Origin of the sequence: Quadrisphaera sp. INWT6 (genome assembly GCF_015390235.1) — a bacterium.
Lineage (GTDB): Bacteria > Actinomycetota > Actinomycetes > Actinomycetales > Quadrisphaeraceae > Quadrisphaera.
In genome coordinates, this window is record NZ_VUOH01000004.1 from 499,057 (window position 1) to 516,705 (window position 17,649).

Sequence of the window (17,649 nt, forward strand, 5' to 3'; positions counted from 1 at the left end):
ACCGCGGGTGGGCACGGGGAGGACGGCGTGGACGGCGAACCCGCCGCCGGTGCGGGGACCGGCGTGCGCGGTGCCGCCGTAGAGGGCCATCCGCTCGGCCATGCCGGCCAGGCCGCGGCCGACGCCGTCGCCCTCGGCGGCGGCGGAGGCGCCGCGGCCGTCGTCCTCGACGTGGACCTCCAGCCGGGGGGTGCCGGCCCCGCTGCCGGGGGCGCCGTCGGACCAGTGCAGGCGCACGGTGGCGCGCGCCGACGGGCCCCCGTGCTTGAGCACGTTGGTGAGGCCCTCCTGCACCACGCGGTAGACGGCCAGGGCCGCGCCGGCGGGCAGGGGCCGCGCCGTGCCGGTGGTCACCAGCGCCACCGGCAGGCCGCTGCCGCGCACCGAGGCCACCAGGGCGGGGACGTCGGCCACGGTGGGCTGCGGCTCCAGCTCGGCGCCGCCGTCCTCGCGGAGCACGCCGAGCAGGCGGCGCATGTCGGTGAGGGCGGCGCGCCCGGTGGAGGCCACCGACTCCAGGGCCCGCACGGCGGCGGCGGGGTCGGCCGCCGCGGCGTAGCGCCCGCCGTCGGCCTGCGCGATCACCACCGACAGGGAGTGCGCGACGACGTCGTGCATCTCGCGGGCGATGCGGGCGCGCTCGGCGGCGGCGGCCAGGGCCTGCAGCTGGCCGCGCTCGGTCTCCACGCCGCGGGCGCGCTCCTCCAGGGTGCGCACGTGCGCGAGGCGGGTGCGCCTCCACTGGCCCGCGGTCCAGGCCAGCAGGGCCAGGACGCCCGCGGTGCCGGCGGCGGAGACCGCCACCACCGCGGCCTCCTGGAGGCTGCCCGAGCCGCTGCCCAGCGACAGCCCCAGGCCCGCCGCGCCCGCGAGCGCCACCAGCAGGCCGGAGTAGCGGGCCCACCGGGGACCGTGCGCCGCCAGCGAGTACAGGGCCACCAGCACGGCGAGGTCGGCCGGGGAGACCGCGAGCGCCTCTCCCCCGCCCCCGCCCCACACCGCGCCGGTCACCAGGTGGAGCGCGGCGATCCCGAAGACGACGGAGGCGACCAGCACCGGGCGCACCCGGCGCACCGCGAGGACGCCCACCTGCACCAGGGAGGCGAGCGCCTGCAGCCAGGAGCCGTCGGCGGCGAAGACCCCGGCGAGCAGCAGCGCGGGGGGCCCGAAGAGCGCGGCGTCGGCGACCACGGGGTGGGTGCGCACCCACACCTCGGAGCGGTCGACCCGCCCGCGCGGCTGGGGGCGCTGGTCGGGCACGGCGCCACGCTAGGCGCCCGAGCGGGCGCCTGCGTCGTCCTGGCGGGTGAGCCGCGCACCCGCCGCGTCCACCCCGGGGCCGACCTCCCGCCTAGGCTGGCTCCCGTGACAGAGGGTCAGTCGGAGCACGACGAGCAGCCGCTCGCGCTCGCCGAGCCGGTGATGCTCGCGGCGTTCGAGGGCTGGAACGACGCCGGCGAGGCGGCGAGCGGCGCGCTCGACCACCTGCGCCGCGCCTGGGGCGCCGAGCTCGTGGCCGAGCTCGACCCCGAGGAGTACCACGACTTCCAGGTGAACCGGCCGCAGGTGAGCATCGGCGACGACGGCCGCCGCACCATCACCTGGCCCACCACGAAGGTCTGGGTGGCCACCGCCCCCGTCAGCGGCCGCACCGTGCTGCTCGTGCACGGCATCGAGCCGTCGATGCGCTGGCGCCGCTACACCGGCGAGGTGCTCGACCACGCCGCGCGCCGCGGCGTGCGCACCGTCATCACCCTGGGCGCGCTGCTGGCCGACGTGCCCCACACCCGCCCCATCCCCGTGTCCTCGACCACGGACGACGAGGACCTGCTGAGCCGCCTCTCGCTGGAGCGCTCCACCTACGAGGGGCCCACCGGCATCGTCGGGGTGGTCTCCGAGGTCGCCGTGGGCGCCGGGCTGCCGTCGCTGTCGCTGTGGGCGGCGGTGCCGCACTACGTGGGGCAGTCGCCCTCGCCGAAGGCGGTGCTGGCGCTGCTGGGGCGCGTGGAGGAGGTCCTGGGCGAGCCGGTGCCCCTGGGCGACCTGGTCGACGACGCCCGCGCCTGGGAGCACGGGGTCGACGAGCTGGCCAGCGAGGACACCGAGATCGGCGAGTACGTGCGCCAGCTCGAGGAGGCCAAGGACACCGCCGACCTGCCGGAGGCCTCCGGGGAGGCCATCGCGCGGGAGTTCGAGCGCTACCTGCGCCGGCGCCCCGACGAGGGCACCACCGGCAAGGTCTGAGCCACCCGGCTCAGAGGGCGACGCCCAGGAGGGCGTCGACGGCGTCGGCCACGAGGTCGGCGCGGGCGCCGGTGCCCTCCGACGGCACCGCCGGGGCGGGCGCCGCCAGGGCCGTGGCGGCCCACGCGTCGAGGACGGCGAGGGCGCCGGGGGCGTCGAGGTCGTCGGCGAGGCGCGAGCGCAGGTCGGCCAGCACGGCCTCCTGCGCGGCCCGTCCGGGCTCGCCGCCGCCCACGGCCACGGCCGCGCGCCAGCGGGCGAGGCGGGCCGCGGCGTCGTCGAGGCCCTGCTCCGTCCACGACCAGTCGGAGCGGTAGTGGTGCGCGAGCACCGCCAGGCGCACCGCGGCGGGCTCGACGCCGGCGGCCCGGAGCTTGGAGACGAGCACCAGGTTGCCCTTGGACTTGCTCATCTTCTCGCCGTCGAGGCCGACCATGCCGGCGTGGGCGTAGACCCGCGCGAACGGCGGGGAGTACAGCAGCCCCCCGTGGGAGGCGCTCATCTCGTGGTGGGGGAAGACCAGGTCGGAGCCGCCGCCCTGCACGTCGAAGCCGGAGCCGAGGTCGTCGACGGCGATGACGGTGCACTCCACGTGCCAGCCGGGGCGCCCGGCGCCCAGGGTGCCGCCGTCCCAGCTCGGCTCGCCCTCGCGGGCGGCGCGCCACAGCAGCGGGTCGAGCGGGTCGCGCTTGCCGGGGCGCTGCGGGTCTCCGCCGCGCTCGGCGGACAGGGCGAGCATGGTCGCGCGGCCGAGGCCGGAGACGCTGCCGAAGCGGGGGTCGGCGGACAGGTCGGCGTAGACGTCGCCGTCGGCGCTGCTCACCTGGTCGGGAGCCGGCGGGAGCGTGTAGGCGGCGCCCCGGGCGACCAGCGCGCGCACGGCGGCCGCGATCCGCGGGACCGCCTCCACCGCCCCGACCCACGACGCCGGCGGCAGCAGCCGCAGGGCCTCCATGTCGGTGGCGAACAGCTCGACCTGCGAGGCGGCCAGCTCGCGCCAGTCGACCCCGTCGCGGGTGGCGCGCTCCAGCAGCGGGTCGTCGACGTCGGTGACGTTCTGCACATACCGGACCTTCAGGCCCGCGTCGCGCCAGGCGCGCTGCAGCAGGTCGAACGCCAGGTAGGTGGCGGCGTGCCCGAGGTGGGTGGCGTCGTACGGGGTGATGCCGCAGACGTACAGGCGGGCGCTCGGACCGGGGGCCGCGACGACGAGCGCTCCGGTGGAGGTGTCGTGCAGCAGCACGGGCTCACCGCGCCCGGGCAGCACGGGGACGGCGGGGGCTGGCCAGGGACGCATCGCCCGCGACCCTACCCAGCGCCGGCGGGTCGGTCCCTCAGAAGGGGGGCCAGGGCAGCGCCCGCCCGCCCGGAGGGGGCTTCGGGAAGCGCCCCCGGGCCAGCAGCCGCTCCACGCGCAGCTCGGCGGCCAGCAGCTCGTCGTCGGTCAGCAGCTGCGACAGGCGCTCGGCCAGCTCGCCGTCCAGCGCCGCGGCGGTGGCCTCCAGCAGCGCCACGACGTCGTCGTCGAACCGCTCCCCGGCCCAGCCCCACAGCACGGTCCGCAGCTTCGGGTCCTCGTGGAAGGTCAGGCCGTGGTCGACGCCCCGGACCGCGCCGTCGAGGCCGCGCAGCACGTGGCCGCCCTTGCGGTCGGCGTTGTTGACGACGGCGTCGAAGGCGGCCATGCGGCGCAGCGAGGCGTCGTCGGCGTGGCACAGCACCACCGGCTCCCCGCCCCAGCCCTCGCCGCGCACGACCTCGCGCCAGCCGCCGGGCACCGCCGCGGGGGCGACGACGTCGATGACGCCCCCTCCGGGCGGGGTCAGGAGCTCCTCGTCACCGGCCCCCGCGGAGGGGTCGGGGCCGACCCAGGCCTGCACCGACCCGAGGCCCAGCTCGCCGTCGCGCAGGACGGTGGGCGGCACCACGTCCCACCCCGCGGCGGCCGACACGAGCGCCGCCGCCACCTCGCGGCCCGCCAGGGTGCCGTCGGGGAAGTCCCACAGGGGCGCCTCGCCCGCCACGGGCTTGTAGACGCAGGGCACCGAGGCGCCACCGAGGGAGCACCGCGCCAGCAGCGTGGTGTTGGAGGCCCCGACCACCCGGCCCGTGACCTCGAGGTCGCCCCGCGACAGGTGGTCGAGGAGGTCGGGCTGGTCGGGCTGGTCGGGGGGCTGGGAGCTGGTCAGCGGCGGTACCCGTTGGCGCGGGGGCAGACGTGCCCGGACGGGTCGAGGGGGTCTCCGCAGAACGGGCACGGCGGGCGGCCGGCGGCCACCACCGCGAGCGCGCGGACGGAGAAGGCGCGGGCCCGGGCGCCCGGCAGGCTGACCCGGAGCAGGGAGCGGGGGTCGGCGTCGTCGGCCAGGCCCTCGAGCTCGGCCTCCTCGTCGCCGTCGCCGACCTCGAAGCACTCGATGACGACGACCTCGCGGTCGCCGTCCCACGCGAGGGTCATGGTGCCGACGCGGAACTCCTCCTCGATGGGGGTGTCGAGGGGGGCGTCGTCGCGGGCGTCGGCCGGCATCACCGCGGGCACGGGGGCGGCGCCGCCGCTGCGGCGGACGACCTCGTCGAGGAGCTCCTCGACGCGCTCGGCCAGGGCGCTGACCTGGGCCTTCTCGAGGGCGACGGACGTGAGCGCCGTGCCCGCGCGGGCCTGGAGGAAGAAGGTGCGGCCTCCGGGAGGGCCCGTGGTGCCGGCCACGAACCGCTCCGGAGGGTCGTAGTCGAAGACCTGCCGGGGCATGGCGCGAACCTACCTCCTGGTCAGCGGGCCGCCCCTGCTCCTCCGCCCACGACGGCGTCGGAGCTCGCCGGCCCGGCTTCAGGGGCGCCGGGGTGGCTGGGGGGAGGCGGCAGCAGGGAGGTGACGTCGCCGCCGGTGTCGTTGGTGCGCACCGCGAAGGGCCGCAGCGCGGTGTAGCGGACCACCGAGACCGACGCCGGGTCGACGACGATGCGCTGGAAGGCGTCCAGGTGGACGCCGAGGGCGTCGGCGAGGACGGCCTTGATGACGTCGCCGTGGCTGACCGCCGCCCACACCGCGTGCTCGCCGTGCTGCGCGGCCACCTCGGCGTCGACGCGGCGGACCGCGTCGAGGGCGCGCTGCTGCATGCCCCGCATGGACTCCCCGCCGGGGAAGACCACCGAGCTCGGGTGCGCCTGCACCGCGGGCCACAGGGGCTCCTTGACGAGCTCGGCGATGGGCCGGCCGGTCCAGTCGCCGTAGTCGCACTCCGAGAGGCCCTCGTCGGTCTCCAGCGCCGGGCGGGGTGCACCCTCGGGACCGGGGACGCCGAGCAGCGCGGCGGCGGTGGCCTGGCAGCGCTCCAGCGGCGAGGCGACCACGCGCACCAGCGGCAGGGGCGCCAGCCGCCGGCCGAGCGCGGCGACCTGCGAGGCCCCGAGCTCGTCGAGGCCGACCCCGGGCGTGCGGCCGGCGAGCAGGCCGCCGGTGTTGGCGGCCGTGCGGCCGTGGCGGACCAGGAGCAGCGTCGGCACGCCCGGAACGCTAACCGACGCCGGTCAGCGCCGGTCAGCGCCGGTCAGCGCTGGTCGGCGCCCACCGGTGGCCTGTCGGGGCTCAGGGCACGTCCACGACGGGCGAGCGCCCGACCATCACCACGGCGGGGTCTCCGCCCAGCGGGTCGGTCAGCACCGTGTGCAGCCAGAACTGGTAGCGGCTGCCGCTGGTGAGCCCCGTGATGGTCGTGGTGGCCATCTGGCACCCGGCCGGGGCCGGCACGTCCTTCCACACCAGCGGGGGCTGGGCCCCGGAGACCAGGTCCTGGCGGGCGGCGGCGATCCGCCACCCCTCCAGGGAGGCGCCCTTGCGGCTCATCCAGCTCAGCTGGACCGCGCCCTGCGAGGCGACGGCCGCCACCCCGACCCCGACGACGCTGCGCGAGACCAGGTCGGCGCACATCTCGCCGTCGCCGCCCGCCGTGACCGTCTTCGCCGGCGGCGCCGGCTTCGTGACCGTCACAAACGACGTCGTGTCCTGCGTCACGGTCGCCGCCGGGACCGGCGCCGGCGGGGAGGGCTGCGGGCCGGTGCCGGCCACCAGGCTCTGGCCCGAGGCGGGCGCGGCCGTCGACAGGGGCGGTGGGGCCGCGGTCCCGTCGTCGGCGGAGCCGAACGGCGAGCAGGCGGCGCTCAGCGCGCAGCAGGCCGCCAGCAGCAGCGCGCCGGCCCGGCGGGCGGCGGCGGTCTGGCGGGCGCGCGCGGTCGGGTCGGCGTGGGCCACGCCGTGGCATCGGCAGCCGCGGGCCGCGGCTTGAGCGAAGATGCCCCGGTGATCGTGGGCACCTGGCTGTGGGACGAGCACGGGCACCACCAGGTGGACGACTGGCCCTCCGCGCTGCGGTCGTGCCGCGACGGCGGCGAGGGGTTCGTCTGGGTCGGCATGGACTCACCCGACGCCGACGAGCTGCAGCGCCTCGCCGAGCAGCTGCACCTGCACCCCCTCGCCGTCGAGGACGCCGTGCACGGCGGCCAGCGCGCCAAGGTCGACGTCTACGACGACGACTCGCTCCTGGTGGTGCTGCGCCCCCTGGAGTACGACGACGCCACCTCCAGCGTCGAGACCCGCGAGCTGACGATGTTCGTGGGCCCCCACCACGTGGTGAGCGTGCGCCGCGGCGGGCACACGCCCCTGCGCAGCGTGCGGTACTCCCTCGACGGCGCCCCCGGTCCTCTGCGGGCGACGCCCGTGGGGGCGCTGCACGGGGTGCTGGACGCGGTGGTCGACCACTTCGTGGTGGTGGCCGACGAGCTGGGCGACGACCTCGACGAGCTCGAGCGGCGCGTCTTCACGGCCGGTGACGGCCGGACGAGGGGTGCGCCCGGAGGTGTCGACGCCGCGGAGATCTACCGGCTCAAGCGCGAGGTCTCCGAGGCGCGCCGGGCCGTGGCGCCCCTGGTGGAGCCGGTCGCGGCGCTGGCGCGGGGCGAGGTGGCGGGCGTGACCAAGAAGCTGCGGCCGTTCTTCGCGGACGTGCTGGACCACCTGGTGCGCACCGAGGACCGCGTCGGCGGGTACGAGCGCTCCCTCACCGACATCCTCAACGTGCACCTGGCGCAGGTGTCGGTGCAGCAGAACTCCGACTCGCGCAAGATCTCCGCCTGGGCGGCCCTCGCCCTGGTGCCGACGCTGATCGCGGGCATCTACGGCATGAACTTCGACGTCATGCCCGAGCTGCGGTGGCACTTCGGCTACCCGTACGCCCTGGGCCTGATGGTGGTGGTCTGCCTGTCGCTGTGGCGGGCCTTCAAGCGCTCCGGCTGGTTGTAGCGAGAGCTGCGGGGAGAGCCGCAGCGCACGCGTCCAGCAGGGCGAGGCGGGCCTCGGGGCGGGGGGCCAGCGGGGCGACGGCGAGCGCGGTGACCCCCGCGTCCGCGTGCGCCGCGAGCCGCTCGGGCAGGGCGCTGGGCGGGCCCACCAGGCAGGTGGCCTGCAGGAACGCCGTCGGCACGAGCGCGGCGGCCTCCTCGCGGCGGCCGTCGAGGTAGGCGTCCTGCACCGCGCGGGCGACGGCGCCGTGGCCCAGGCGGGTGGCGGCCTCGACGTAGACGTTCTTCTCGCGGCTGCCCATGCCGCCGAGGTACAGCGCGGCGTACCCCCGCAGCGGGGCGGCGACGGCCGGGTCGTCGAGGTCGGCGCCCTCCTCGGTGAGCAGCGCCGGCACCGTCGCCACGACCTGCAGGGGGCGCTCGGCCCCGCCGGGCAGCGCGCAGCGGGCCCGCCCGCGGGCCAGGGCGGCGAGCTGCTCCTCGGCGTCCTCGGGGGCCAGGAACGCCGGGAGCCACCCGTCGGCGACCTCCCCGGCCAGCTCGGTGTTCTTCGGCCCCGTGGCCGCCAGCAGCACGGGCAGGTCGGGCCGGGGGGCCGGCAGGGCCAGGCGCAGCCCGGCGCCCCCGGAGGCGGGGTCGGGGTCGGCGGGGCCCCGGGCGAGCACGCGGCGCACCACGTCGACGTAGGCGCGCGTGCGGGCCAGGGGCGCAGCGAAGGGCACCCCGTGCCAGCCGGCGGAGACCTGCGGCCCCGACACGCCCAGCCCCAGGCTGAACCTGCCCCCCGAGAGGCCGTCGAGGGTGGCGGCGGTCATGGCGGTGGCCGCCGCGCTGCGCGCCGGGACCTGCAGCACCGCGCTGCCCAGGCCCAGGCGGGTGGTGTGCGCCGCCAGCCAGGTCAGCACCGTCACCGCGTCGGAGCCGTACGCCTCGCTGGCCCAGGCGCTGCCGTAGCCGAGCTCCTCGGCCCGCCGGGCCAGGGCCACGGCGTCGGCCGCCTGCTCCGCCACGGGACGACGGGTGCCGAAGTACCCCAGCGACAGCGCCAGCTCCATGCCGCCCGACCCTAGGCCGCTACTGTGCGCGACGTGGAGGAGCGCACCGTCGGTCGTTCGGGGCTGCGGGTCTCCGCCCTCGGCCTGGGCACCATGGGGTGGGGCACGCCCGGGGCCGTCAGCGACCACCACGAGGCGCGCGAGCTGCTCACCGCCTTCGTCGACGCCGGCGGCACCCTGGTCGACACCGCCGACGTCTACGGCGCCGGCGCGGCGGAGTCCCTGCTAGGGGAGCTGTTCGACGGGACGGTGGCCCGCGAGGACGTCGTGCTGGTGACCAAGTCGGGCCGCGGGAGCGGGCGCGGGAGCCGCCCGGACACCTCCGCGCGGGCGCTGCTCGCCGGGCTGGACGCCTCGCTGCGCCGCCTGGGCACCGACCACGTCGACCTCTGGCTCGCCCACGCCTGGGACCCCGCCACCCCGCCGCAGGAGGTCGCCGCCGCCCTGGAGGCGGCCGTGGTCAGCGGGCGGGCCCGGTACGCGGGGGTGGCCGACCACAGCGGCTGGCAGCTGGCCACGACCGCCGCGGCCTCCGCGGCGCGGGGGCTGCCCCTGGTGGCCGCGAGCTGCGAGCTGAGCCTGCTGGCCCCCGACCACGCCGACGTGCTGCCCGCCGCCGCCCACCACGGCCTCGGGGTGCTGGCCTGGGCGCCGCTGGGCCGCGGGGTGCTCACCGGGAAGTACCGCGGCAGCGTGCCGCCGGACTCGCGCGCCGCCTCGCCCGTGCTGGCGGCGTGGGTGGAGCCCTACCTGGGCGCCGGGCCGCGGCGGGTGGCCCAGGCGGTCGCCACGGCCGCCGCGGGCCTGGACGCCTCCGCGACCGAGGTCGCCCTGGCGTGGGCGCGCGACCGGCCGGGCGTCGCGAGCGCCGTGGTCGGCGTCCGCACGCCCGGCCAGCTGCGCGGGGTGCTCGAGGCGGGCGAGCTGGAGCTGCCGGCGGAGATCCGCGCGGTGCTCGACGAGCTCAGCGAGAGCTGAGGCCCTCGCCGGGCTCGTCGTCGAGGTGGTCGCCCGCCTCGTCGTCCGCCAGCTCGTCGTCGTCCTCGTCGTCCTCGTCGTCGGGGAGCTCGAACGGGGTGACCTCGTCGTGGGCGGTGTACAGCGCCTCGTCGTAGACCTCGAACGCGTCGGCCAGCTGCGCGTACGCGGCCTCGACGGCGGGGTCGTCGTCGCCGCGGCGGCGCTGGGCGGCGCCCAGGTGCGCCTCCAGCGCGGCGATGAGTCGGTCCAGGGCCGCGCGGGGATCGGTCGCCATGGCTGGAACCGTAGTGGGTGGGCATGATGGTCCGCGATGGAGCAGATCCCCTCAGCACGCCGCCCCGGCCGCTCGGGCGTGGAGTACGAGCACCGCACGATCACGATGCCCCGGGGCACCTCGCGCAGCGAGGCCCGGCGCCTCCTGGTGGAGGCCGCCGAGACCGGGCACTGGGAGCTGGCGCGGGTGCGCCTCTACCTGGGCGGACGCCGCGAGGTGCAGCTGCGGCGCAAGATCGTGCGGGTCGAGCGGACCTTCTGACCCGCCCGGCCGGCGCGCGTCAGGCGCTGCGCACGAACCGCCCCAGCACCCGCGTGCCGAAGCGCAGCGCGTCGAGCGGCACCCGCTCGTCCACGCCGTGGAAGAGGCCGGCGAAGTCGAGCCCGGCGGGCAGGCGCAGCGGCGCGAACCCGTAGCCGGGGATGTCGAGCTGGCTGAACGACTTGTTGTCGGTGCCGCCGGAGAGGCAGTAGGGCAGCACCCGGGCGCCCGGGTCCTCCGCGAGCAGCGCCTCGACCATCCTGTCGACCAGGGGCACGTCGAAGGCGGTCTCCAGGGCGACGTCGCGGTGCACGTCCTCGACGTCGACGAACTCGCCGGCGAGCTCGCGCACGGTCTGCACCAGGCGCTCCTCGTGGCCGGGCAGGAAGCGGCAGTCGAGCAGCGCCGTGGCGGTGCCGGGGATGACGTTCTGCTTGTACCCGGCCTCCAGCAGCGTCGGGTTGGCGGTGTCGCGCAGGGTGGCCCCCACCCAGCGCGCCGTCGTCCCGAGCTGGTCGAGCAGCGCTGACGGGTCCTCGGGGTCGAACTCGACGCCGGTGATGTCGGTGACGCCGTCGAGGAAGGCGCGCACCGTCGGCGTGACCTCCACCGGCCACGGGTGCGCCCCGATGCGCGCCACGGCCTCGCACAGGCGGGTGACGGCGTTGTCGGTGTTGACCTGGCTGCCGTGGCCGGCGCGGCCGTGCGCCACCAGGCGCAGCCACGCGATGCCCTTCTCGGCGGTCTGCAGCAGGTAGGTGCGCTGGTCCCCCACCTGCGTGGAGAAGCCGCCCACCTCGCTGACCGCCGCGGTGCAGCCCTCGAACAGCTCGCGGTGGTGGTCGACCAGCCAGTGCGCGCCCTGGACGCCGCCGGCCTCCTCGTCGGCCATGAACGCCAGCACCAGGTCGCGCGGAGGGCGCTCGCCGGAGCGGACCAGGTCGCGCACCACCGCCAGGAGCATGGCGTCCATGTCCTTCATGTCGACGGCGCCGCGGCCCCACAGGCACTCGACGCCGCCGTTGGCCGGATCGGGGGCGACCTCGCCGCCGAACGGGTCGACGCTCCAGTCGGCCGCGCGGGCGGGGACGACGTCGAGGTGGCCGTGCAGCAGCAGCGCACCCCGCTCGGCGGTGCCCGCCGGGTCTCCCTCGACGCGCACGACCACGCTGGCGCGGCCCGGCTGGCTCTCCAGCAGCACGGGGTCGAGGCCGACGTCGCTGAGCAGCCCGGCCACCAGCTCGGCGGCCGCCCGCTCCCCCGGCCCCGTGCCGTCACCGGGGTTGGTGGTGTCGATCCGCAGGAGGTCGCGGCAGATGTCGACGACCTCGTCGAGGGGGGTGCTGCTCGGGCCGGCCGGGGAGGTGGGGCTCATCGACCCACCGTACGGACGTCAGCCGGTGACGCCCGGCGGGGTGCCGAGGATGCACAGCGCGAGCGTCTTGCCCGGCTCCGCGGTGCGCTCGACGAGCACCCGGCCGTCGGAGTCCTTGATGCGGCAGCCGACCGTCCCCTGGCCGTCCTGGCTGTTGACGCCCACGTACCAGCCCTTCCAGGTGGCCGAGCCCTCCGCGGGCCGGGAGAAGGTGGAGCCCAGGTCGGTGGAGGTCTCGCGGGAGTCGGCGGTTCCCAGCTCGACGTAGGTGTTCTTCGCGGTGCCGAAGCCCTCGTAGGTGACGTCGCCGGTGGGGATGACCGCGGTCGGTGCCGCCGAGGCCGCCGCCGCGGGCTCGGCGGGGGCGCTGGTGGCCTCCGCGGCGGCCGTCTGCTCGGCGGTCGCGGCGGTGTCCTCGGCCGCGGCGCTCCCGCCGTCGGCCGGGGCAGCGGCGTCGGCGGTCGCGTCGTCCTGCGCCGGTGCGGCCGGCGAGCTCGCCGTGTCCTGGGGGGCGGGCTGCGCGGTCTCGTCGGTCGCGGCCGAGGGAGCGGCGCCGCCGGTGGCCGCGGTGAGCAGGCTCGCGGGCAGCTGGCGGGCCTCGGACGAGAACGAACCCACGCCGACGGCGACGACGAGGGCCGCTGCGGCCGCCAGCAGGCCCACGGGCAGGCCCAGGGCGCGGCGCTGGTGCCAGCGCCGCGGAGCAGCGGTCGCACCGGTGCGGGCGTGGCGGGTGGCCGGACCGGTGGTGCGGGCGGTGCTGCGGGCGGTGGGGCGGCTCGTGACCCGGGTGGTGGCCGACGCGGTTCCGGCAGCGGGGGTCGCAGCGGGGGTCGCAGCGGGGGCCGCAGCGGGGGTCGCGGCGGTGGCCGCCGCGGCGGTGCGCAGCGCGGCCAGGTCGGCCGGGGCCAGCGGCGAGGTGCGGACCGGCGCGGGGCTGCTGCTCGCGCTGGGACCCGTGGTCGGGCCGGCGGTCGGGCTGGGGCTGGCGGTGGGCAGCAGGGCAGCGGTCGGCACGACCACCGAGGAGCTGCCGGAGGAGCCGGCCGACGGGCCGGGCCGAGGAGCCGTGCGCGCCTGGCGCTCGCGCACGAGCGCCTCGACCTCGGCCGCGGCGGGCGGGGGCGGGAGCTCCGCCTCGCGGCGGGAGCGGCGCGTGGAGACGGGCCCGGTGGTCCAGGAGGGCTCGCGGACCGGAGCCGTCGGCGGCGGGACCGGGGTGGCCTGGGCGGCAGGGGTGACGACGTCGAGGGGGCCGGAGACCGCGGGCGCCGAGCGGCGGCGCGGCACGAAGGCCGGGGTCATCGGCGCCGACGGGGCGTCGAGGTGCTCGGTGATGCTGCGGGCGAGCGCCCTGGTCAGCGGCGTGGCCGAGGTGGCGAGGGCGGAGCGGGTGGGAGCGTCGGACAGCGCCGGGAAGCTCTTCCACGCCATCGTGTCGCCGGCCAGGACGGCGGGCTCGTCGAGGGCGGAGGGCCGCCGCAGGGCCGCGCGGTCGCGGCGGCTGGGCAGCTGCGCCGCGGGCAGGGCCGGGCCGAGGGCCCCGGCCGCCGCGTGCTGGGGAGAGTGCTGGGGCGCGTGCTGGCTGACGGCGGGCTGCGGGAGCACGGGGGTCACCGGCGCCAGCGGGGCGACCGGGGTCAGCGGGGCCGCTGAGGAGGCGGCCGCCTGCCGCGGGGCGGCGTGGGCGCTGCGGCGGCCCGCGCCGCGCTCCTCGCGCAGCGCGCGGCGGCGCTCACCGCCGGCCTGCCCGGGAGCGGTGCCGTCGGTGCCGTCGGTCCCGTCGCCTGCCACAGGACAGCAGTGTGGTGCAGGAGGCGCGCCGTGTCCCGGGAGTGCGAGAAGTCACCGGCACCGGTTCCGGCGCGTCGCACCCCCCGGGATGCGGCGGGCTGCTACGCGCGCGGGCTCGTCACGACCTCAGAGGGTGCGCCGGTCGACGGTGACGTCGCCGACGTGGACGTCGACCACGAAGCCGCCGGACGCCGGCGCCACCTCGCCGAGGACCGCGCGCAGGACCCCGCCGACCTCCTGGCGCACCTGCTCGGCGGCCTCGACGACGTCGGCGCCGAAGGCCACGACCACGGTGGTGCGGACCGCGACGAGGCGGTCGTCGTCGTCGGTCTCGAAGACCACGCGGCTGGGCGCGGCGTCGGGCAGCGGCTCCAGGGCGGTGCGGACCACGTCGGTGAGGACGTCGGTGGACACGGAGAACCGGCCCAGCTCGTGCTGCGCGGCCACGGTGCGCGCCGGGCGGACGGCCGAGAGGGCGGCGTCGACCACGCGCTGGCGCACGCGGACCCAGCCAGCGTCGGTGTGGAGGCGGAGCGCCTCGGCGGCGCGGGCCAGCGGGTCGGCGCCCGGCGCCGCGTCCCGCACCCCCTGGTCCTCGGGCACGCTCATCTCCAGTCCTCCAGCAGGGTCGTGAGGGTCGCTCGGGCCCGGGAGAGGCGTCCGCGGACGACGTCGGGGGTGGTGCGACCGACCTCCGCCACCTCGGCGTACGACAGCCCCTCCACCTCCTTCAGGATCCACGCCGACCGCTGCCCCTCGGGCAGCTGCCGCAGCGCGGCGTCGAGGGCCTCGACGAACCCCTGCATCTCCACGACGCGCGCCGGGTCCTGCCCGGGACCGGTGGCGCGCCGGGCCAGCACCTCGTCGTCGACAGGGGCGGCCGTCCTCTTGAGCTGGCGGCTCTGGTGCCGCCGCACCGCGTGGGTGACCAGGGTGAACATCCACGTGCGGACGCTGGAGCGGCCGCCGAAGCCCGACAGGCCGCGCCAGGCGTCGGCCATCGCGTCCTGGAGGCAGTCGGCGGTCTCGCTCGGGTCGTCGAGCATGCGCGAGGCGTACCGGTGCAGGGCGGGACCGTGGCGGTCGACCAGCTCGGTGAAGGCCAGGCGGTCTCCGAGGCCGGCCCGGCGCGCCAGGACGTCGTCGTCGAGCTCGTCGACGACGCCCCCTCCGGGGGCGGGTCTCTCGTCGCGCACGACACGACCCGATCACAGGCCCAGGACCCCCGCCACCGCAGCGGTGTGACCCAGGTCACAGCAGATCGGGCGTGACGTTTCCGTCCGCGCTGACTCTCACCCTCCGTCGAACGCACCAGCCCGGTGCGCCTCACGATCCCGACCAGGAGGAGAGACCCCATGTCCCAGACCACCACCGCCGTGGCCACGAAGAACACCGCCCTGGCCAGCACGCAGGGCAGCACCTCCATCGCCGACGCCGTGGTCTCCAAGATCGCCGGCATCGCCGCCCGCGAGGTCACCGGCGTGCACGCCCTCGGTGGCGGCGCCGCCCGCGCCGTCGGCGCGCTGCGCGAGCGCATCCCGGGTGCCACCACCAACCACTCCCAGGGCATCTCGGTCGAGGTCGGCGAGAAGCAGGCCGCCGTCGACATCACCCTGATCGCCGAGTACGGCGTCGCCATCGCCGACCTCGCCGCGGGCGTGCGCCGCAACGTCATCACCTCGGTCGAGCGCATGACCGGCCTCGACGTCACCGAGGTCAACATCGAGGTCAGCGACGTCTTCATCCCGTCCGAGGACGGCGACGACGACGAGCAGCCGGCCCGCCAGGCCCGGGTGCAGTGACCCGCATGACCACCCAGACCCCCGGCACCTCCCCCCTCCCGCCCCGCGGGAGCGACGGGGTCGTGGGCGGTGAGGTGGTCGCCGAGCGCGTCGAGGGCGTCGCCGAGGGCTCCGTCGTGGAGCCGGTCGACGTCGTCGCCCGCGCGGTGCTGGCCGTGCCCGGCGTGCACTCCCTGCACGCCGGGCTGGCCGGCTCGGCCGCCACCTTCCTGCCCGGCCGCCGCGTCGCGGGCATCGCGCTGCGCGAGAGCGGCACCGAGGTGCACGTCGTCGTCGAGATCGGCCGCGACGTCCGCGCCACCGCCGCGGCGGTCCACGCCGCGGTCACCGCCCTCGGGGCGGCCACCGCCCCCCAGCCGGTGCACGTCCACGTCGGGGACCTGGCCGCGCCCCGCGCCTGAGCACCACCCCTGCTGCCCACCCCCCCTGCACCCCACCCGAACAGCCGAAGGAGCCCTCCCATGTCCCCCGCCACCCCGTACTCCTGGATCGGGCTGCTGGCCGGTCTGCTGCTGGCCATCGCCGGCGCGGTCGGCGGAGCCGGAGCCTTCTTCGGCGCCCTCGTGCTCGGCGCCGTCGGCTGGGTCGTCGGCGCCCAGGCCGAGGGCCGCATCGACCTGGTGGCGGCCCTGAGCCGCCGCAGCCGTGGCTGAGGTGGCCGCTGCCCCCGAGCGGCAGCTGACGGCGCCCGCCGAGCGCGGCTCCCTGCACCTCGCCGACGAGGTGGTGCTGGCCATCGCCCGGGCGGCCGCCCTGCGGGTGCCCGGCGTGGCCCCCACCTCCGCCACCTCCGGCCTCATCAGCTCGGCCATCGGCCGCGACCTGCCCCGCGCCTCCGCGCAGGTGGCGGGCTCGCGAGCCCGCGTCGAGCTGCAGGTGGCCTCCGTGTGGCCCCACCCCGCGGCCCAGGTGGCCGCGGGCGTGCGCGAGGCGGTCACCGCCCAGCTGCAGCAGCTGGCGGCCGTCTCCGCCGACTCCGTGTCCGTGACCGTCGACGCCGTCGTGCGTCCCGACCGCCCCGAGCGAGGGAGGGTCCAGTGAGCCTCACCACCGAACGCCCCACCTCCACCCCCACGGCCCGGCTGCGGCCCGCGAAGCTGCCGACCGGACCGGGCACCATCGGCTGGCTCGGCCCCGTGCTGGCGCTGCTGCTCGTCGGCGTCGCCGTGCTCGTGGGCCAGGACGCGTGGGTCCGCCTGCAGGGCGGGTCGACCACCTGGCTCGGGACCGCCACCAGCGCCCTCGACGGCCTCGCGCCGACCGCGGCCGTGGCCGCCGTCGGCGTGGTCGTCGCCCTCGTCGGGCTGTGGTTCGTCGTCGCGGCGCTCGAGCCCCGCACCCGGGACGCCCTCCCCCTGGGCGGCACCAGCGGTGCGCACCTGCGCACCGCCGACGTGGCCCGGCTCGCCTCCGGCGCCGCCGACCAGGTCGACGGCGTGCTGCGGACGCGCTCCAGCGCCGGACGCCGCTCGGTGACCGTCGACGTCACCACCACCGCCGCCCGCGGGGGCGCCGGTGGAGGCGTGGACGGTGTGGCCGACCGCGTGCGCACCAGCGTCGAGCACGCCCTGCGCGCGCTGGAGACCCCGCCCCGCGTCAAGGTCCGCACCACCGCCCCGAAGGGAGACGACCAGTGAGCCGCACCGTCCTCGGGTTCGACCGCCTCGTGGCCTTCGTGCTCGGCCTCGTGCTCGTGGCCGCCGGCGCGGGAGCCGCCGCCTGGGGCCTCGGCCAGCTCACCCGGGTGTGGGCCGGCGCCCCGCAGGCGGTCAGCACCGCCGCCGCCGGCGACGTCTACGGCCGGTCGTGGTGGCCGGGTGCGGCTGCGGCCGCCGCCGTCGTCCTCGCCCTCCTGGGCCTGTGGTGGCTGTTCGCCCACGTGCCGCGCCGCTCGACGGGCCCCCTGCGCCTGACCGGCTCGGACCGCTCCGGCGCCCTGGCGGTCGACGGCAGCTCGGCGGCCGCCGCCGCCGCCGACGTGCTCGCCGAGGTGCCCGGCGTCCGCTCGGCCTCGGGCCGCGTGGTCAGCGACCGCGGCCAGCTGGTCGCCGAGATCGACGTGACCGCCGAGCCCGACGCCGACCTCGCCGAGGTCGCCGCCGCGGTCGACGCGACCGGCGCGCAGCTGGCGCAGGTCATCGGCCGCGACGACCTGCGCGGCCGGGTGGCCGTGCGCGTCGCCCGCCGCCAGCGCCAGGGCAGCCGCGTGCGCTGACCCGCCCAGCACCACCCAGCGACCCCCGTCCGGACCCCGTCCGGACGGGGGTCGCCGGCGTCTGGGGACCGTCTGGACCCGAGCGGACCGCCCGTGGGCGGGTGCTGGATGGGGCACGTGCCTGATTTCGCCCTCATCGCGCTGACCGTCGTGGTCTTCGCCGTCCTCGCGCTGCTCGTCAGCGGTCTCGAGCGCCTCGACTCGTCGGGCGACCAGCGGTGAGCCGAGTCCGTCGTCCTGCTGCTCGTCGTCCTCGCGCTGGCCGGCTACCTGCTGACCGCGCTGCTGGACCCGGAGCGGTTCTGATGGAGACGCCGCAGCGGCTTCCTGACCGTCGCGACCCTCGTGCCGCC

At 77.7% G+C, this 17,649-nt stretch carries 22 protein-coding genes and 1 pseudogene; 11 read left to right on the forward strand and 12 right to left on the reverse strand.

Translation table 11 applies throughout. From position 1 onward, the window contains the following. Positions 1–21: 21 nt before the first annotated feature. Positions 22–1,260 (reverse strand): annotated as a pseudogene (locus tag F1641_RS23960) (sensor histidine kinase); the annotation flags it as partial. 162 nt (positions 1,261–1,422) lie between these two features. Between F1641_RS23960 and F1641_RS14820 the strand changes: the two are divergent. Next, complete coding sequence (locus tag F1641_RS14820) at positions 1,423–2,244, forward strand: PAC2 family protein (RefSeq protein WP_194906968.1); 822 nt, start codon at positions 1,423–1,425, stop codon at positions 2,242–2,244. Between the two features lie 10 nt (positions 2,245–2,254). Here the strand turns inward: F1641_RS14820 and mshC are convergent, their stop codons facing one another. The 5 genes from mshC to F1641_RS14845 all read right to left on the reverse strand — a co-directional run bounded on the left by mshC (position 2,255) and on the right by F1641_RS14845 (position 6,493). Next, the gene (mshC, locus tag F1641_RS14825; protein WP_194906802.1) at positions 2,255–3,541 is read right to left on the reverse strand and encodes a cysteine--1-D-myo-inosityl 2-amino-2-deoxy-alpha-D-glucopyranoside ligase; all 1,287 of its coding nucleotides are present in this window, start codon (positions 3,539–3,541) and stop codon (positions 2,255–2,257) included. Positions 3,542–3,578: 37 nt separating this feature from the next. Then, entirely contained in the window at positions 3,579–4,433 is an 855-nt protein-coding gene (locus F1641_RS14830; protein ID WP_194906970.1) for an SCO1664 family protein, read from the reverse strand. After that, on the reverse strand, positions 4,430–4,993 hold the full coding sequence (locus F1641_RS14835; protein WP_194906804.1) for a DUF3090 domain-containing protein: 564 nt from the start codon (positions 4,991–4,993) through the stop codon (positions 4,430–4,432). Before F1641_RS14835 ends, F1641_RS14830 begins: the two co-directional genes overlap by 4 nt. A gap of 20 nt (positions 4,994–5,013) precedes the next feature. After that, the gene (locus F1641_RS14840) at positions 5,014–5,748 is read right to left on the reverse strand and encodes a histidine phosphatase family protein (protein WP_194906806.1); all 735 of its coding nucleotides are present in this window, start codon (positions 5,746–5,748) and stop codon (positions 5,014–5,016) included. Positions 5,749–5,830: 82 nt separating this feature from the next. Then, positions 5,831–6,493 (reverse strand): hypothetical protein, encoded by a 663-nt coding sequence (locus tag F1641_RS14845; RefSeq protein WP_194906808.1) that lies wholly within the window; start codon positions 6,491–6,493, stop codon positions 5,831–5,833. A gap of 48 nt (positions 6,494–6,541) precedes the next feature. On the opposite strand from F1641_RS14845, the gene F1641_RS14850 reads away from it, so the two are divergent. After that, positions 6,542–7,540 (forward strand): magnesium and cobalt transport protein CorA, encoded by a 999-nt coding sequence (locus F1641_RS14850; RefSeq protein ID WP_309225628.1) that lies wholly within the window; start codon positions 6,542–6,544, stop codon positions 7,538–7,540. Here the strand turns inward: F1641_RS14850 and F1641_RS14855 are convergent. Then, the gene (locus F1641_RS14855; RefSeq protein WP_194906812.1) at positions 7,518–8,594 is read right to left on the reverse strand and encodes an LLM class flavin-dependent oxidoreductase; all 1,077 of its coding nucleotides are present in this window, start codon (positions 8,592–8,594) and stop codon (positions 7,518–7,520) included. The two genes, F1641_RS14850 and F1641_RS14855, sit on opposite strands and share 23 nt — an antisense overlap. A 33-nt stretch (positions 8,595–8,627) precedes the next feature. Between F1641_RS14855 and F1641_RS14860 the strand changes: the two genes are divergently transcribed. Beyond that, positions 8,628–9,572 (forward strand): aldo/keto reductase, encoded by a 945-nt coding sequence (locus F1641_RS14860; protein WP_194906815.1) that lies wholly within the window; start codon positions 8,628–8,630, stop codon positions 9,570–9,572. Here the strand turns inward: F1641_RS14860 and F1641_RS14865 are convergent. Then, positions 9,559–9,849 carry a primosomal protein gene (locus tag F1641_RS14865; RefSeq protein WP_194906818.1) on the reverse strand — a complete coding sequence of 97 codons (291 nt, stop codon included), beginning with the start codon at positions 9,847–9,849 and terminating at the stop codon, positions 9,559–9,561. The two genes, F1641_RS14860 and F1641_RS14865, sit on opposite strands and share 14 nt — an antisense overlap. Positions 9,850–9,885: 36 nt before the next feature. Between F1641_RS14865 and F1641_RS14870 the strand changes: the two genes are divergently transcribed. Then, on the forward strand, positions 9,886–10,110 hold the full coding sequence (locus F1641_RS14870; RefSeq protein WP_194906820.1) for a DUF5703 family protein: 225 nt from the start codon (positions 9,886–9,888) through the stop codon (positions 10,108–10,110). Positions 10,111–10,129: 19 nt separating this feature from the next. Here F1641_RS14870 and F1641_RS14875 read toward each other — a convergent pair whose 3' ends face one another. The 4 genes from F1641_RS14875 to F1641_RS14890 form a co-directional block, all read right to left on the reverse strand. Next, positions 10,130–11,485 (reverse strand): M20/M25/M40 family metallo-hydrolase, encoded by a 1,356-nt coding sequence (locus F1641_RS14875; protein WP_194906822.1) that lies wholly within the window; start codon positions 11,483–11,485, stop codon positions 10,130–10,132. An 18-nt stretch (positions 11,486–11,503) separates the two neighbouring features. Next, positions 11,504–13,279: a hypothetical protein gene (locus F1641_RS14880; RefSeq protein ID WP_194906824.1), complete on the reverse strand. Its 1,776-nt coding sequence runs from the start codon at positions 13,277–13,279 to the stop codon at positions 11,504–11,506. Between the two features lie 126 nt (positions 13,280–13,405). Beyond that, entirely contained in the window at positions 13,406–13,888 is a 483-nt protein-coding gene (locus F1641_RS14885; RefSeq protein WP_194906826.1) for a hypothetical protein, read from the reverse strand. Then, positions 13,885–14,475 (reverse strand): RNA polymerase sigma factor, encoded by a 591-nt coding sequence (locus F1641_RS14890; RefSeq protein WP_194906828.1) that lies wholly within the window; start codon positions 14,473–14,475, stop codon positions 13,885–13,887. Before F1641_RS14890 ends, F1641_RS14885 begins: the two co-directional genes overlap by 4 nt. Before the next feature lie 159 nt (positions 14,476–14,634). Here F1641_RS14890 and F1641_RS14895 point away from each other — a divergent pair, with 159 nt between their 5' ends. From F1641_RS14895 to kdpF, 7 genes are all read left to right on the forward strand, one after another. After that, the gene (locus F1641_RS14895; RefSeq protein WP_194906830.1) at positions 14,635–15,081 is read left to right on the forward strand and encodes an Asp23/Gls24 family envelope stress response protein; all 447 of its coding nucleotides are present in this window, start codon (positions 14,635–14,637) and stop codon (positions 15,079–15,081) included. Between the two features lie 5 nt (positions 15,082–15,086). Further along, positions 15,087–15,482, forward strand: coding sequence for a hypothetical protein (locus tag F1641_RS14900; protein ID WP_194906832.1), 396 nt, complete (start codon positions 15,087–15,089; stop codon positions 15,480–15,482). 60 nt (positions 15,483–15,542) lie between these two features. Further along, the gene (locus tag F1641_RS14905; RefSeq protein WP_194906835.1) at positions 15,543–15,734 is read left to right on the forward strand and encodes a DUF2273 domain-containing protein; all 192 of its coding nucleotides are present in this window, start codon (positions 15,543–15,545) and stop codon (positions 15,732–15,734) included. Then, positions 15,727–16,122 (forward strand): Asp23/Gls24 family envelope stress response protein, encoded by a 396-nt coding sequence (locus F1641_RS14910; protein ID WP_194906837.1) that lies wholly within the window; start codon positions 15,727–15,729, stop codon positions 16,120–16,122. The genes F1641_RS14905 and F1641_RS14910 overlap by 8 nt, the downstream gene beginning before the upstream one ends. Then, entirely contained in the window at positions 16,119–16,718 is a 600-nt protein-coding gene (locus F1641_RS23395; protein WP_194906839.1) for a DUF6286 domain-containing protein, read from the forward strand. The genes F1641_RS14910 and F1641_RS23395 overlap by 4 nt, the downstream gene beginning before the upstream one ends. Further along, positions 16,715–17,296 (forward strand): hypothetical protein, encoded by a 582-nt coding sequence (locus F1641_RS14920; RefSeq protein ID WP_194906841.1) that lies wholly within the window; start codon positions 16,715–16,717, stop codon positions 17,294–17,296. Before F1641_RS23395 ends, F1641_RS14920 begins: the two co-directional genes overlap by 4 nt. A 240-nt stretch (positions 17,297–17,536) precedes the next feature. Beyond that, positions 17,537–17,602 (forward strand): K(+)-transporting ATPase subunit F, encoded by a 66-nt coding sequence (gene kdpF, locus F1641_RS23965; protein WP_375541499.1) that lies wholly within the window; start codon positions 17,537–17,539, stop codon positions 17,600–17,602. Positions 17,603–17,649: the final 47 nt, after the last annotated feature.

Excerpts from the sequence above, each read along its gene's own strand:
- F1641_RS14885 (WP_194906826.1), bottom strand. The coding sequence starts at position 13,888 with ATGAGCGTGCCCGAGGACCAGGGGGTGCGGGACGCGGCGCCGGGCGCC.
- F1641_RS14875 (WP_194906822.1), bottom strand. The coding sequence starts at position 11,485 with ATGAGCCCCACCTCCCCGGCCGGCCCGAGCAGCACCCCCCTCGACGAG.
- F1641_RS14820 (WP_194906968.1), top strand. The coding sequence starts at position 1,423 with ATGCTCGCGGCGTTCGAGGGCTGGAACGACGCCGGCGAGGCGGCGAGC.
- F1641_RS14870 (WP_194906820.1), top strand. The coding sequence starts at position 9,886 with ATGGAGCAGATCCCCTCAGCACGCCGCCCCGGCCGCTCGGGCGTGGAG.
- F1641_RS14895 (WP_194906830.1), top strand. The coding sequence starts at position 14,635 with ATGTCCCAGACCACCACCGCCGTGGCCACGAAGAACACCGCCCTGGCC.
- F1641_RS14900 (WP_194906832.1), top strand. The coding sequence starts at position 15,087 with ATGACCACCCAGACCCCCGGCACCTCCCCCCTCCCGCCCCGCGGGAGC.
- mshC (WP_194906802.1), bottom strand. The coding sequence starts at position 3,541 with ATGCGTCCCTGGCCAGCCCCCGCCGTCCCCGTGCTGCCCGGGCGCGGT.
- F1641_RS14835 (WP_194906804.1), bottom strand. The coding sequence starts at position 4,993 with ATGCCCCGGCAGGTCTTCGACTACGACCCTCCGGAGCGGTTCGTGGCC.
- F1641_RS14865 (WP_194906818.1), bottom strand. The coding sequence starts at position 9,849 with ATGGCGACCGATCCCCGCGCGGCCCTGGACCGACTCATCGCCGCGCTG.
- F1641_RS14855 (WP_194906812.1), bottom strand. The coding sequence starts at position 8,594 with ATGGAGCTGGCGCTGTCGCTGGGGTACTTCGGCACCCGTCGTCCCGTG.
- F1641_RS14905 (WP_194906835.1), top strand. The coding sequence starts at position 15,543 with ATGTCCCCCGCCACCCCGTACTCCTGGATCGGGCTGCTGGCCGGTCTG.